Here is a 13,558-nt window from a genome sequence, read left to right as displayed (position 1 = left end):
TTTCCCCTATGGCGAACAGAATTTTAACTGAAGCCGGTTGGCAACAACGTATCCGGGATAAGCTCGGTATAGATGCTGCCTATCTCCCAGATTCCGTTATTGAACAACCTGAAAACATAACCGTGGCTGAGGCGAACATAATATCACAATTGCCCGATTATGGCAGCCTTGAAGATGATGCAAAAGTCTATCTCGAGGCTGCTGTGGTTTGTGAGTGCTCTCGTTTATTATGTTCGTCTCTTCCTGCCCGGCTACCGACAAAAGAAAACGGCCCTCATGAAGGCTATGAATTGAATGTTGATTGGAATAAGAAACAGGCAAACCTTGAAGTGGAGCGAGATGAGTATATCGGAAAGGTTATTGAATTGGCTTCCCCCGATATTGTCACTCCCTCCCTGCTACATTTTACTGTAACAAGGCCCCGGAGGTGGTAGCATGTCATACGCAGGAAACTTCCTTAAATCCCGTGGCCAGACTTGTACTATCCTCCGGGATATTCCTGTCAACTCAAAGGTATCAATAAAGCGTTCTACTCGTTCATCAAGAGACCTTGGTTCAAGGGAGGCCTATTGGGAAGGCTTGATTCTTGCTGATGCTGCTTTGCAAAGCGGCGAAGTCCTCGATATTCTGGGAAATAAATATCTGGTACAGTCAGCCAATGCCGACCCGGCTTCTGGGGAAACAGCCTTTTTCTCAGCCAAATGCAATGCTGTTATTCAGCATATGCGGTTTGTTGAGGATACTGACGAAAACAACAATGTAATTCAGGAGTGGCAGACACTTCACGCTGATGTGTCTTGTTATGGTGAAATCATAACCTACCGGCTCCGACAAGAGGACCCTGGATTATTGGATAGTACAAAATATACTTTTCAGGTGCCGAAATCACTGGGAGTTGTCTTGCTTGACAGATTTGTATATGGCGAAGGCAAAGATAACAAGTACAAAGTTTCGAGTATTGATGAAATAGGAATGTCTGGTGTATCAAGAATTCAATTAGAATCGGATACCCGGCCATAAATAAAATTTGGAGGCGAATTTTATGGAAGAAAAAGAATTATATGCTGAGTATCTCGGAGAAGGTTATCATGCCAAACTGCGACACATGCTTACTGCTGATGAAGCTCTTCTCCCCAATCGGATTATTGACGCCGACCTGAACATCGGTGGTATGAAACGGCTCATCGCTCCTGCTTTAGAGAGAATGGGGATGATGGGCAACAAAATCGACGATGAAAAGAAATGGAACCAGCTTCAATCAGCCGCTTTGTATTATCTTGCCGGAATTCTCTGCATGGCTATGAAAAGTCGTACCTCTGCCCCACCATTTAATATTCAAAAATATAAAAAGCCCTGGGACAAAAAACAGGCTGGCTATATGCAGAAAGCAAATCTACTTATGGAGGGACTGGGGCGTATGGGATAAGGTTTGATTCAACCGGCTGTATTGCTGCACTAAAGCTTGAACTCATGACATCCATGAAGCAACTCCAGCAAGAGCTGCTTGCCGAGGCTAAACAAGGCATGCTCACACCTGAAGGCGCAGATAGTCTACATGATGAAGATATTCAGGATATTGCTGGAGTTATTATTGCCGGAATTTCAGGTGGTGCTTGGGCAGCAATGGACGAATTTGGAACTGGTTCACTGATGGACCGCTTCAACCCTGCACTTAAAGATTATGTCGGCAGCTCTTTATGGAATCCTACCAGGGGAACCGACCTTACGATTCGTAGCCGAAAGCGCGGGACTTATACCAATATCTTTGGTGAACAAGTGCAATCTCGTTCCAACGTAGCCGGAGTTGACCTGGAAAAGCTGGGTGGAAAGTTTGAACCACAGCCTCCCTCACATGCCATTGAAACAGCTATGCGGTGGATGCGGCATGGTAGGATGAGAGAATTGATTCAACAAACAGTTAAAGCTTTCCCTTTTGGTAAGTTTATTATTGTTTCAAAGAAGTAAACCCCCTTCCTGGGGTTATTTTTATGCCCTGAAAGGTGGTGGTGCTTTTGTACAATCCTTCGCAAGACTTAACGGCGGTACAGACGATTTTAAAATCTGACACATCCATACTTTCTCTGCTCGACCTCACAGGTGCGACACCGGTGAATATCGCAAAGCGAATCATCAAGCGAAGTCAATGGAGCGACCTTGTTGGAAGTGACAAAAGGCTTTGTGTTTACTTCCTCCCTGCCCGTAAGGTACGCAATGAAAGTTTTTTTGAGGAAGTCATGGAAATTGATTGCCATGTCCCTGCCACCGAAGATTACAAGGCATGGTTGGTACAAGAGCAGATATTTAAATTGCTTCACAAAAAGAAAGTCAACAACAGATACCTTTATGCAGAGCCTCCGCTTGGTGAACTCCCCACCATGTCGGGCTTTTTTTGTTGTGGGAGTAGGTACAAATTCCATCGGAATTTATGAAAGGAGTTGTTTTAATGCAACCTATTTATTTTTCAAAGGCTGGCAAACTCCAGCTTAACAAGTACGTGAATGGTATACCTGTCAGGAGTGCTACCACTTCATATTTCCGCAATGGCGCTGTCCAGCAAATAACGCCAAACATCACAATCAATGGTTCGCCCATCGCTGATGGTAACAGCTTATGGAATGCTGCTAATCCAGATACTTCAATTGAAGGAACTTTGGCCGTGCAACTCGGCTTCATGCCACCTGAACTTTATGCTTTCATTATGGGCGATACCTCGGAGGAATTGACCAATACTCCATTTCCTATTGTCGACGAGGAAATCACAGTTCCCATGGAGCCTACGGGAGGCAAGTATATAGTCAAGCTTAAGCACGAACCTTTAGATACTACATTCATCCTTGTTGATAAAAATGCAAAGCCATGGGATGAGACTGACGAGACTCCTGCATCCGGTAAATATATCCTTGATGGGGACGAGCTTGAATTTGTCGCCGCAGACGCTGGAAAGGCTCTGTTTGTTTCTTACGATTATCAGGCTGCAAAGGCTACACGCTTTGGTCTTCCCAAAACTCCTGTGAGGCCTACTTATGAACTCATCGTATCAAGTGAAGCTGCCGGAGAAGATGAAACTTTGTATGAGGCTGCAATCGTAGTTGATAAGTGCAAGGTAATGGGCTCAATCAATCCCCCTCAGCAAGGTGGAACTCCACAGCCTGTTACTGTCACATTTACTATTCTGAAGCCTCGCGGCAACAACAGGGCCGTTGATTATACGGTAACACCTATTGAATAAGGGAGGTCTAATCCATGAGTAAAATTGATGGGAAAACTCCCATTCCCTTTTCAGTCATGAGTGGGGATGGCGAGTCTTTTGGCGTTGGAGAAAAATCGTATACCGTTAAGCCTATGCTTGTTGGTGATGCCTTAAAATTTGCCGAAGATGGCTTGTTTATAGATGTCCAGTTGTTTAACCTTGGCAACAAAAAGGCAAAAGCAAAGCTTGATGAATACTTGTCCAGGTACTGTACTGATGAGAACAATGAGCCAATGTCAATTGAGAAAATAACCGCTGACAATTGGAATGTTGTTCATTTAAAACAATTTGTAAAAAAGCTGGTTGATATATCGGGCTGACGGTGGCCCCTTCTGATGGCAAGGGAGGGGCCGAAAAACCGCCCCCCACCGATTGGGGCGTTACTTATACTCGGCTTCTTGACGCAGGTCTCAGATATGATGAAATCCCCAAGAGAACACTGCCTCAGATTAAAGCCATTCTCGGAGAATGGTCCGAGATAAAAGTTAATATCCCAAACATCTTCGGAAATAGTCCTACGCCCTCCTCTGCCCCACCTCCAGGTAGCGGCCCTCCAAAAGTAAGTCAATTCGCTGCTCTTGCCGGTATGTTCGGCGGAATACATTAAAAGTGTGGTGATATACATAAATGGCTGACGATTCAATGGTCAAAATAATGGAAGCATTGGGTTTGGACTATAACCCTGCAATTCAGGCTACCATAAAATTTGAAAAGAACGTAACAGATCTTCAGGCTCAACTTATTGCTCTGAAATCTACCGCAGGTCAAACAGCGAAAGATATAAACACCTCGTTTGTTGCCGAACTGAGTAAGCTTAAAACCCAGGGGCTTGGCATATCGGTTAAGGATATAGCCCAATCAAAAACCATACTTGATCAATACGGCAATACCCTGATTGAAGTCGGAAAGAAAGCCGAAGATGCAAAAAATAAACAGGCAAAGCTCAACAAGGAGTTGGCTGACCTTATTCATCTACGCAAAACACAGCAGATTGACGCGCAGAACTTTGTTGATAATGCTTCGCCGTTCAGGACCGATTCTTCCACTTGGAATTCTCTTCAAAAGCAGGAGCAGATAAAACTTGTCCAGGAACTCACTAAAGCCGAAACCGAGCACCGGAAGGTACTTGATGAAAAACTCAAATCTGAAAACGCAATCAAAGCCACTAAGGCCGAAATGGGGCAGGAAGTTAAACAAAGCACTTTGGCATCCATGGAAGCACAAGCCTCAGCGGTTCAACAGAAGGTTTCTGCAAAAGGACTGAGCGAAGAATACAAGTTACAGGCAACATTGATTCGCAATCAGCTAACGGAGCTGCAGCGAAGGTTATCCATAGAAGGTAAATTATCTGCCGAGGAAGTTGCACAGACTGTTCAATTAAAAGAGCAGTTAAGCATTCTCCGTTCTCAAACCAGAACAAGTTCCTCCGATGGAATAAATAACCCGAACATATTTGCCCAGGGCTTCCAGCGCCGTACTGAATGGTTTATGACTGGAAGCCTTTTCTTTGGAGTTACCAATGGCGCCAAAGATGCAGTTAAAGCAATATCTGATGTTGAAATGGGCATAACCGAAATTGCCCGTGTTATGGAAGATTCTAGCTTTCAATTTAACAAGTATAGAGATGCCATCCTCCAATTTGGCGTTGACTATGGCCAGACATTTGATAATGACCAGGACATAGCTTTGCGCTGGGCTCAAGCTGGATATAATGTTTCGGACAGTTTGGAAAATACAAAGATTTCTTTGCTCGCCTTAAATACTGCTGAATTGGATGCTAAAGCAGCAACTGAAGATTTAATCGGTATTATGGCTCAGTGGCAGTTAACTTCAAAAGACCTTCCCCTGATACTTGACGAAATTAATAAAACTGCTGATGACTTTACTGTTACATCTCAAGACCTCGTTGACGGGCTGCTGCGTTCATCCGGAGCCGCAAAAATAATGGGATTGTCAATTGAACAAACCATTTCCCTACTAACAGTTATGCGTGAAGCATCTGGGAGGACGGGCCGTGAAGTTGGTAACGCTCTCAATTCTATTCTGTCATATATACAAAGGCCAATTGCAATCAAAACCCTTGAGGGGTTAGGTATTCAAGTGTTCACTGATGCTGCCAAAACTCAATTCAGAAATGTTATGGATATATTCCAAGATATTGCATCAAGATGGGGTACTTTGAGCGCAGACATTCAAGATGGTTTTGTCAAAGCTGCTGATGATGCTGGTTTATACAATGAAGAATTGGCGTCTGCAATCGGAACTCAGCAGGAATGGAACGATTTGCAGCAAAGAGACATCTCTCAGGCTGCTGCCGGTGTTTATCGTAGAAATTATTTTATTGGTATGATTGAAAGGTTATCCGGAGCTCAGGAAGTTCTTAACAACATGACTGATGCCGCAGGGTATTCCATGGCAGAAAACGAACGAACCATGGATACCCTGGAAAAGAAATATCAATCATTGCAAGCGGCGGCTACTCAATTAGCCGTAGCTATGGGTGATGCAGGAATGACGGGTATCTTAAAAGGGTTAGCTGATTCAGGCACCGAAGCATTGGGACTGCTTAACTCTATGGACCCCAACTTACGAAACTTTGTTGTATTGTGGGGAGAACTTGCAATTGCCATAAAAACTACGCAATCTGCATTAAAGCTCTTTGGAATTACTTTACCGGTGGTTACTTCTCTTACAACGGGCATTGCAGGTTTGAAAGCTGGAGTTATTGGGCTTACTGCCAGCGTTAAAGGTTTCTTTGTCGCAAACTGGCCATTGCTTGCAATAACCGGAGTTGTCGCGGCTACTGTGGCAATTACGGCAGCAGTAAAAAGGGCAAATGAAGAGCAAAAGCAATTTATTGAAACTACCAAGAAAAATATTGAAAGTCTATCCGATCAACAATCTGGGCTTAAGGGACTTTCTTTTGAGTACGAGACCCTGAAAAGTAAAGAACAGAATTTAACAGCAACCGCTGACGAAAAACTGAGGCTACTAGAAGTTCAAAAAGAGCTTGTTTCCCAATATGGAGTTTCAATTACCGGCATCAACGCTGAAGGCGAAGCTTATTCAGATTCTATAGAAATGATTAAACTCAGAACAAAGGCTCTTGAAGATGAACTTGCCGTAGAACAAAAAAGGCTTGAGACTGCTGTCCGTGCTAAAGATAACGATGATGTTTCGAAATTAGAGGGTTCAATTAAAAAGCGAGATGCTGCCTATAAAAGCCTCCAGGAGACTCAACAAAAAATTGCTGATATGCAAAAAGCACTTGAAACTAAAGGGAAAATCAATCTTGGTTCAGGAATTGTATATGACGCTTCTAACCCTGAACAAGCAAAGTGGTTGAAATCATCTATTCAATCTTATAGTCAAGTAGCTTCAGAAATAGAGCAAACATACATCGAATTTAACAGTAAAATATCTGATATCTCAAAAGACCGTCAGCAGTTACTTAAAAACGATGCAGAATCCATCTTTAAACAGCTTCAACAAAGTGGCACGAAGGTATCTGATTCAACCCGGGCATTCGCCGCTGAATTCACAAAATCGTTAGCATTGCAGCCTAAGGATATACAATCACAAAGAGATGCGTTAAAAGGGTTCATAGAGCAGCTGAACAATTCGAATTTTGATGAAGCAATTCAGAAGTACAACGATTTTAAAGCCAAAGGCGATACCGCTGGCATTGATAGCGCTTCAAAGTCGATTTTGGATTTGGTTCATACATTTGCTGCCGGTAAACCTGAACTGGACAACTTTGTTTTAACCATGGAATCAATGTTTGGTAATAGTTCAACAATAAGTCAAGCTAAAAATGAGCTTCCTTCCTTCAAAGCAGGAATTGATGCTTTGTCTCAATCTTTCTTTGACAATAAAGGTGAACTTTATAAATTCAACAATGAACTAAAGAACCTGAACCAAATAAGAGACAGCGTAAATAAAGGCAATTCAATAACTGCCGAACAAATTACTGAGTTGCTTGTACAATATCCTGAGCTTATTGGTGCAATTAATAAGACCGCTGAAGGATATACAGTAGAATTTGATGCGATTGAGACACTAAGACAAGCAAAGATAAAGCAGCAAACTGAAACACTAAAGGCTGAACTCGGGATAACTGAAACTACATCAAGAGAACTCGGCACTAGGTTAAAAGCATATGGCATTGAAATAAGTGCCATCAAAACTTTAAGCGACGCGCGAGTGGCGGCAGCAAACATTACTAGCCCTCCTGAAAATTTACGCGGAATCATTCCTGACGAGGCTTTTAAAAGTTCTGATAACCTAAAACAAACTCTATATGATTACGGAGAAGCCCTGGACTTAATAAATTCCCTTCAAGATAAGTTATCAAATCCTAGCTATGGGGTAACTTCAAAAAGCGGTTCAAAAGAGAACAAAGCTTTAAATAATGCACTCAAGGCCCTTGAACACCGCAAAAAGATTTCGGAAGAAACTATTTCGTCAATCCAGGCTGAACTTAAGGAACTCCAAAGAATTGATGCTGCTTATGCAAAAACGGCCGATGAGCATAATGATATGTCTGAGCGTATTTACGATACTGAAAAACGCCTTAAAGACAAGCGACTTCAGATCTCTGTTGATTGGATATCTGAGCAAAAAGAACTCGGTAAGATGTCTGTGGCTCAGGAAATCGCCGCTTGGGAAAAAGTCCTCAAAACACAGGCAAATAATCAGGAGGCTATAAAACAGGCGACCCTAAATCTTTACAAGCTAAGAACCCAGCTCGCTGAAGAAACGGCCCAGAAGGAAGAGAACAGTATTGAGCACTGGGCTAAGCTTGGCATCTATAGTATTCAGCAGCAAATTGATAAATACCGCGAGCTTTACAAAGTTAAAGCCAAAGACCAGGCTGAAGAATACAAGCGCACTGAGAATCTGTTCGGGCTTTATAAGAATCTCCTGGATGAACAGCAAAAATCCATTAAGAATGCTTATGACGAAAGAATAAAGCAAATTGAGGATGAGGCTAAGAAGAAAAAAGAGGCTCAGGAGGAAATAATCAGGGGAATTGAAGCTGAGGAAAAGGCACTTGACCGACTAGAAGGCGAGCATGACTATGCAAATGAGATGGCCGACCTTAGGGAGCAGCTTGCATACTGGAGTGTCAGAACCTCAGAGGAAGCTCGTAAAAATGTTGCAGATCTCAATAAGCAGATAGCCGAAAAGGAGCACGACCACGAGGTAGAGCTTCAAAAACAGACCCTTGAGGACAAAAAGCAAACTGCTCAAGATGCCATAGATGCAATTGAAAAAGCTGCAAATGAGGAAAAAGAAAAATGGGAATCATCCTATAAGCTTATCGAAAAAGCATTTGATGAACATAGCGCAGATATAGTAGCCAGAGCTGGCGTAATGTCCAAGGAGGCATACCGGCAGTGGGTAGACAACTATCTTACTCCGCTTCAAACTGCTTTGAATTCCGGTAATCTCTCAAGCTTTGCATCTGGTTCAGGAGTTCTTGACAATTCAATTTCCACTCTCCCCTCTCATGATTGGGGGATGTCAGATGCTGATTACCAAGCCTTTAAAGCCAATGGAGAACAATGGGCTGCTCTCCAATCACAAGGCTATAAAGAATTTAATAGTACAGATATGAAGTCGCTTCATACTGCTAATGATGCTCTTCGGGCTAAATATGGAAAGGACCCCGCTAAGGGTGAATATCCTACTTTTGATGGCGGTGGCAAAGCTTTATCAGACGGATTTGCGGCACTACATAAAGGCGAAATTGTATTTCCTCCAAATCTATCAGCGACTTTAGAGCAGGTCATGACCGCACTGAGAGCAAATTCATCGGGACCAATGACATCTCCAGGCGTTTCGAACAATACAGACAGGCGAGTAATTTTTAACGCTCCTCTGTTTAATTCTGAAAAAACAGTATTTGAAGACAATGCCGACGAACAGAGTTTGGCTGGTGAACTAGCAAGAGTTGTTGTAAAAATATAACGAAAGAAGGTGTAATATGTATGAGTTATTCAACAAGGTTTTTGATACGGTCAAGCCCGCCGTAGCTCTTTTGTGGGCGGGGATAACGTATTTGATATTCCCGGAACAAAGTTTTGTGGCGTGGTGCATTGCTCTGTGGGTAGCAGTCATACTTGATTTACTTACGAGGTGGTTTGCTATCTTTTCTAAAAGCGGTGGAATTACGAGGGCTTTGAAGACTAAGGCTTGGAACTCTGAAACCATGTTCAACAAGACCGCTATAAAAATTGTTGCTTATTTGGTGATACAGATTCTTGCAGGGCTATCTATGAGGTTTATTTCTATACCCTACATTAGTAATGTTGTGGCAACAGTAGTATATGCCTTTCTCTTCTTCCGGGAATTTGCAAGCAACATAGAGAACCTTATAGACGCAGGGGCAGATTATTTGAAGCCCCTTTTATTTTGGGTAAAAAAGAAAGAATCTGCTGTTTTAGAACAAAAACAGCAACCGGAGGTGAATAATAATGAGCGCATCTAAAACCAATCTAGGGCTTGCCGAACATGCCGAAATGGCTCTGTCTCAAAAATGGGGATATGTGCTGGGGACCTGGGGCCAAGTGCTTACTCCTACAATTTTAGAACAAAAACGCAAGCAACTCGGAGCTGGGGTAGAACAGTATCTTGATTTTATTAAAGAACACTGGCTCGGGCAGCGTACAGTGGATTGTATTGGCTTATTTAAGTCTTATTTCTGGTGGACACCTGCAGGGCCTATATATGATGCCAAAACCGACTTAAACGCTGACGGCATGTATAATGCAGCAAAAATCAAGGGTTCTCTCTCTTCCCTTCCCGAGGTTCCGGGACTTGGCGTTCATAAACCTGGTCACATTGGTGTATATGTCGGGAACGGCTGGGTTATTGAATCCAAGGGTACAAAAAACGGTGTGGTCAAAACTCCACTAAAGGGAATCGGTGCTAATGCATGGACACATTGGCTGGAATGTCCTTTTGTAACCTACGTGAAGGAGGAATTAAGCATGGGTAAAGTATTTAAAGATGTGGAAGATAGCAGATGGTCGGCAAAACACATTGCTGCTGCAAAAGAGTTAGGGTTAATTTCCGGTAATCCGGATGGCACTTTTAATCCATCTGGCACATTGACCCGGGAACAAGCAGCAGTATTGATGGTTAAGCTGTATGAGGCTGTAACCGGAAAGCAGGTGGTAAAATGATTGACCCTGTTTTGGGTACTATCCTGGCTGTGGCTGTCACTGTTGAAAGGCTTGTCGAATTGGTTAAGCCATTGTTTCTGATGGTCAAGAGCAGCCTCACAAAGAAAAAATTCACTGAGCTTACCGGTTCAGAGAAAATTGCAATTACAATACTCATAGGGCCACTATTGGTTCTTACCGCAGGGTTCTTGGGCGTTCAAGAGGTATCTCCCCTATCTGGCGTTCCTCCTGCTGCCCAGCAGATACTGATTGGTCTGCTTGCATCCTTCGGAAGCAATGTAATACACCCGGTCATTGGCCTTGTTGTGGCATTTAAAGATGCCGCCAAAGGATTAAAAGATAAAAATATTTGGGATTAAACAAATTTATGCAATAGAAAGCCGTTCCAAACACATGCGTGGGGCGGCTTTAATATTGCACAGAAGGAGACGATATTATGCGCGAGAATGGATTTGGAAAAGATACCGTTGCTATTGGTGCAGGCGTGGGAATTAACGAGCATGCAAAATGGCAACCAAAATGGATTATAGAAAAATACGACGGAAACATGAGACTATATGACGTCGAAGAAATAGACGGGAACTTACTATTGAATGAAGGCATAACAGAACTGTTCACACTGCTTATCGGTGGGTCCGCAACAACCTTTAGCAATGCAAATGCCTATATAGGAATTGGTGACGGAGGACCCACAAACTTATCTGGAACTATAACTTTTACAAACGGTTCAACAGCAGTAACTGGTTCAGGAACCTCTTTTTCATCTCAAATAACTGTTGGCGATTTTATTGGCTTAACAGCAGATGGAGCAATTGCGCAGGTTCAATCGGTTAGTAGCAATACCTCAATTACGTTATCAGCACCATACTCTAAATCTGGCGGTAGCGGAGTGGCTGTGAGGATAGCTGCCGCCGTATCCACTCAGACGGGATTACAGGCAACCATTAATAAAACCTATGCTCCTATGGACGCAACTTTTCCCCAAGTCTCAGGCAATACAATGACTTTTCGGTCCACATTCGGACCTACAGCAGGAAATCATGAGTGGCGGGAATTCACCGTTGCAAATTCTAATAGCGACAGCGGCAAAAATTTAAACAGAAAAGTTGAAACTGCTGCCAGGGTGAAGGTTGAACCTGATACCTGGGTGGTACAACTTTTGGTCGCGATATCATAAGGTGGGTGGTGTAATATGTCTAAAACAAATTGGCAAGACCCAGGATCTGGAGAAATACGTTCTACACACATGTCTGGACTTCAAGAGGCCGTCGGCAAAATAGAACAATCAATTGGAATCCAAGCCGTGTCTGAACTTGACATTCCATTATCAGAAGTTTTCATTTCCAATGATGATAGATCCAGAATATATCAAGCCCCTGAAGGCCAAAGGAATTGGCTATCCTCCCCTGCCCCAGTGATAAAACAAAACGGCGTAACAATAACTGCTGACTTTGAAATCGATTATGGTGGCGGAGCTATAATATTTAACACTCCAATTTTAGAGACTGATATAATGACTGCTGATGTCTCGCATACCTCTCAAGTGTTAAATAAGCAATTATCCAGCGAAGATTATTCCACCGCTGATAAAAACAAGCTGGCCGGTATTGAATCAGAAGCAAACAAATACATCCTTCCAGAAACTCTTCCTGCCAATATGATTATCATGTCTGGAACAGACATCGAAACTAAAGTTATAGATATTAAACAGGATCTTGACTCGCATTTATTGGATATAGAGAAACATATGGCAGATATACAATATTTAAAAGTAAGGGGGATAAGATATAATGGCTAAAACATATACAGACCAAGTTTACTCCGGTACTCTAACAGCAAGTGAAGTTACAATTGCAACAATATCAGCAAATACTACTTTTGTCATGCGAGGATTTTGGATAAGCAATAGCAATGCCGCCGATAAAAAAGCAACGCTAAAAATAGATGACAAGAGATTTGTTGCTGCAAGGCCGGTGCCAACACTTGATACGTTATTACAGGATAATTTAAATATACCTGTAACAGCGGGCAAAACAATAAAGGCAACTGGCGAAGTTGCAACGGATATGGATTATTATATTTGGGGAGTAAATGAGGTGATCACTTAATGAGCAGAGGTTTATTGAGCCAGGGCCTTATTAGCAATGGTAAATTAAGTGGAGTATCAAGCAATAATAAAAAATACCTTTATGATGCTGGTAATGAATGCGTAGGCTTAACGGGCGGATGGGATAGAGTAACCGGCGGAAGTGGCGGAGTAGTAGAAAATGCCAATAATGTTTTTATAAATAGTGCATTTGCGGGTAACAGTGGACTCTTTGGGTATAATTTTTCTTGTTATTCAACAGCAGTTGCAGTGCCCTTAGGAGCAGTAACAACTCTAAGAGTAACCTTATCACAATCAACCAATACAGGCGGGAGCGCTGCGGATTATTTTGAAATTTTTCTTAGCTCTTCGAGACCAACAGGAACATCAAATCCTTCGCACCTGGCAGCAGCACAACTAAAAACCACAGGAGGCATTACAACAATATTGTTTGATATCACCAATATAAATAATCAAAGTTTATTCGTGACTCTTTCTTGTATCAATGGATTCAACGTAAATGTAACAAAAGTATGGATTGAATAAAAAGGAGGTTCTATGCTGATAGGTATAAATTCAAATTTTGAAATAATGCAGATTAACAGCATATCGGACAGTACTCTTACGCAAGTAGAGGTTGATAGATATATGGTTTTTGGTGACTTTTCCGATATCCGAATACTTAATTATTGTTATAAGCCCACGGGAAATGGCTATAGTATATATCCCGCAATTGGCATTATTCAAATAGAGCTTTTAGAAAAACAATTGCAAATAAATAGTTTACAGCAACAAGTTAACGACCTTACTGTGGCTATAGCAGCAATTATAGGAGGTGCTACATAATATTATGCTTACTTGGAAGAAAAACATATTTGTAAACGCTATTAAAGCCAGGATGTCACAGGAGCAAAGAACGGCGGAAGAAATCATTCAAGATTATGCTGCACTTATAGAGTCAGAAAAGATGGAGATCTTAAGCGCCATTGGATAATATTCTGATATTGATTTAAGGTCTACTAAGAAATAACG

17 protein-coding genes are annotated in these 13,558 nt (G+C 42.2%); all 17 read left to right on the top strand.

What is annotated here, in order from left to right:
- The first annotated feature begins 8 nt into the window (after positions 1–8).
- The 17 genes from CLHUN_RS01070 to CLHUN_RS21975 all read left to right on the top strand — a co-directional run bounded on the left by CLHUN_RS01070 (position 9) and on the right by CLHUN_RS21975 (position 13,520).
- Complete coding sequence (locus tag CLHUN_RS01070) at positions 9–434, top strand: hypothetical protein (RefSeq protein WP_080062716.1); 426 nt, start codon at positions 9–11, stop codon at positions 432–434.
- Position 435: 1 nt separating this feature from the next.
- The gene (locus tag CLHUN_RS01065; RefSeq protein WP_080062715.1) at positions 436–1,020 is read left to right on the top strand and encodes a hypothetical protein; all 585 of its coding nucleotides are present in this window, start codon (positions 436–438) and stop codon (positions 1,018–1,020) included.
- A 22-nt stretch (positions 1,021–1,042) separates the two neighbouring features.
- Entirely contained in the window at positions 1,043–1,426 is a 384-nt protein-coding gene (locus CLHUN_RS01060; RefSeq protein ID WP_080062714.1) for a hypothetical protein, read from the top strand.
- Positions 1,427–1,470: 44 nt separating this feature from the next.
- Positions 1,471–1,965, top strand: a complete 495-nt coding sequence (locus CLHUN_RS01055) for a hypothetical protein (RefSeq protein WP_080062713.1) — start codon at positions 1,471–1,473, stop codon at positions 1,963–1,965.
- A 47-nt stretch (positions 1,966–2,012) separates the two neighbouring features.
- On the top strand, positions 2,013–2,429 hold the full coding sequence (locus CLHUN_RS01050; protein WP_080062712.1) for a hypothetical protein: 417 nt from the start codon (positions 2,013–2,015) through the stop codon (positions 2,427–2,429).
- 221 nt (positions 2,430–2,650) lie between these two features.
- Positions 2,651–3,229 (top strand): hypothetical protein, encoded by a 579-nt coding sequence (locus tag CLHUN_RS01045; RefSeq protein ID WP_133051073.1) that lies wholly within the window; start codon positions 2,651–2,653, stop codon positions 3,227–3,229.
- Positions 3,230–3,243: 14 nt separating this feature from the next.
- A complete protein-coding gene (locus CLHUN_RS01040) occupies positions 3,244–3,570 on the top strand; it encodes a hypothetical protein (protein ID WP_080062710.1) in 327 nt (108 codons plus the stop codon).
- Between the two features lie 307 nt (positions 3,571–3,877).
- On the top strand, positions 3,878–9,223 hold the full coding sequence (locus CLHUN_RS01030) for a phage tail tape measure protein (protein ID WP_080062708.1): 5,346 nt from the start codon (positions 3,878–3,880) through the stop codon (positions 9,221–9,223).
- 16 nt (positions 9,224–9,239) lie between these two features.
- Positions 9,240–9,743, top strand: coding sequence for a phage holin family protein (locus CLHUN_RS01025; protein WP_080062707.1), 504 nt, complete (start codon positions 9,240–9,242; stop codon positions 9,741–9,743).
- Positions 9,730–10,440 carry an S-layer homology domain-containing protein gene (locus CLHUN_RS01020; RefSeq protein WP_080062706.1) on the top strand — a complete coding sequence of 237 codons (711 nt, stop codon included), beginning with the start codon at positions 9,730–9,732 and terminating at the stop codon, positions 10,438–10,440. Before CLHUN_RS01025 ends, CLHUN_RS01020 begins: the two co-directional genes overlap by 14 nt.
- On the top strand, positions 10,437–10,799 hold the full coding sequence (locus CLHUN_RS01015; protein ID WP_080062705.1) for a hypothetical protein: 363 nt from the start codon (positions 10,437–10,439) through the stop codon (positions 10,797–10,799). The genes CLHUN_RS01020 and CLHUN_RS01015 overlap by 4 nt, the downstream gene beginning before the upstream one ends.
- Before the next feature lie 77 nt (positions 10,800–10,876).
- Positions 10,877–11,617, top strand: coding sequence for a hypothetical protein (locus CLHUN_RS01010; protein ID WP_080062704.1), 741 nt, complete (start codon positions 10,877–10,879; stop codon positions 11,615–11,617).
- Positions 11,618–11,632: 15 nt separating this feature from the next.
- Positions 11,633–12,238 (top strand): hypothetical protein, encoded by a 606-nt coding sequence (locus tag CLHUN_RS01005; RefSeq protein WP_080062703.1) that lies wholly within the window; start codon positions 11,633–11,635, stop codon positions 12,236–12,238.
- Positions 12,231–12,548, top strand: coding sequence for a hypothetical protein (locus CLHUN_RS01000; protein ID WP_080062702.1), 318 nt, complete (start codon positions 12,231–12,233; stop codon positions 12,546–12,548). Before CLHUN_RS01005 ends, CLHUN_RS01000 begins: the two co-directional genes overlap by 8 nt.
- Positions 12,548–13,072, top strand: coding sequence for a hypothetical protein (locus CLHUN_RS00995; RefSeq protein WP_080062701.1), 525 nt, complete (start codon positions 12,548–12,550; stop codon positions 13,070–13,072). The genes CLHUN_RS01000 and CLHUN_RS00995 overlap by 1 nt, the downstream gene beginning before the upstream one ends.
- 12 nt (positions 13,073–13,084) lie before the next feature.
- Positions 13,085–13,372, top strand: a complete 288-nt coding sequence (locus CLHUN_RS00990; RefSeq protein ID WP_080062700.1) for a hypothetical protein — start codon at positions 13,085–13,087, stop codon at positions 13,370–13,372.
- A gap of 4 nt (positions 13,373–13,376) precedes the next feature.
- Positions 13,377–13,520 carry a hypothetical protein gene (locus tag CLHUN_RS21975; RefSeq protein ID WP_165755616.1) on the top strand — a complete coding sequence of 48 codons (144 nt, stop codon included), beginning with the start codon at positions 13,377–13,379 and terminating at the stop codon, positions 13,518–13,520.
- The last annotated feature ends 38 nt before the right edge of the window (positions 13,521–13,558 follow it).

It is taken from the genome of Ruminiclostridium hungatei (genome assembly GCF_002051585.1).
GTDB lineage: Bacteria > Bacillota > Clostridia > Acetivibrionales > DSM-1351 > Ruminiclostridium > Ruminiclostridium hungatei.
The sequence above is the reverse complement of the archived record's forward strand: the minus strand, read 5'-3'. Positions and strand labels throughout refer to the sequence as shown.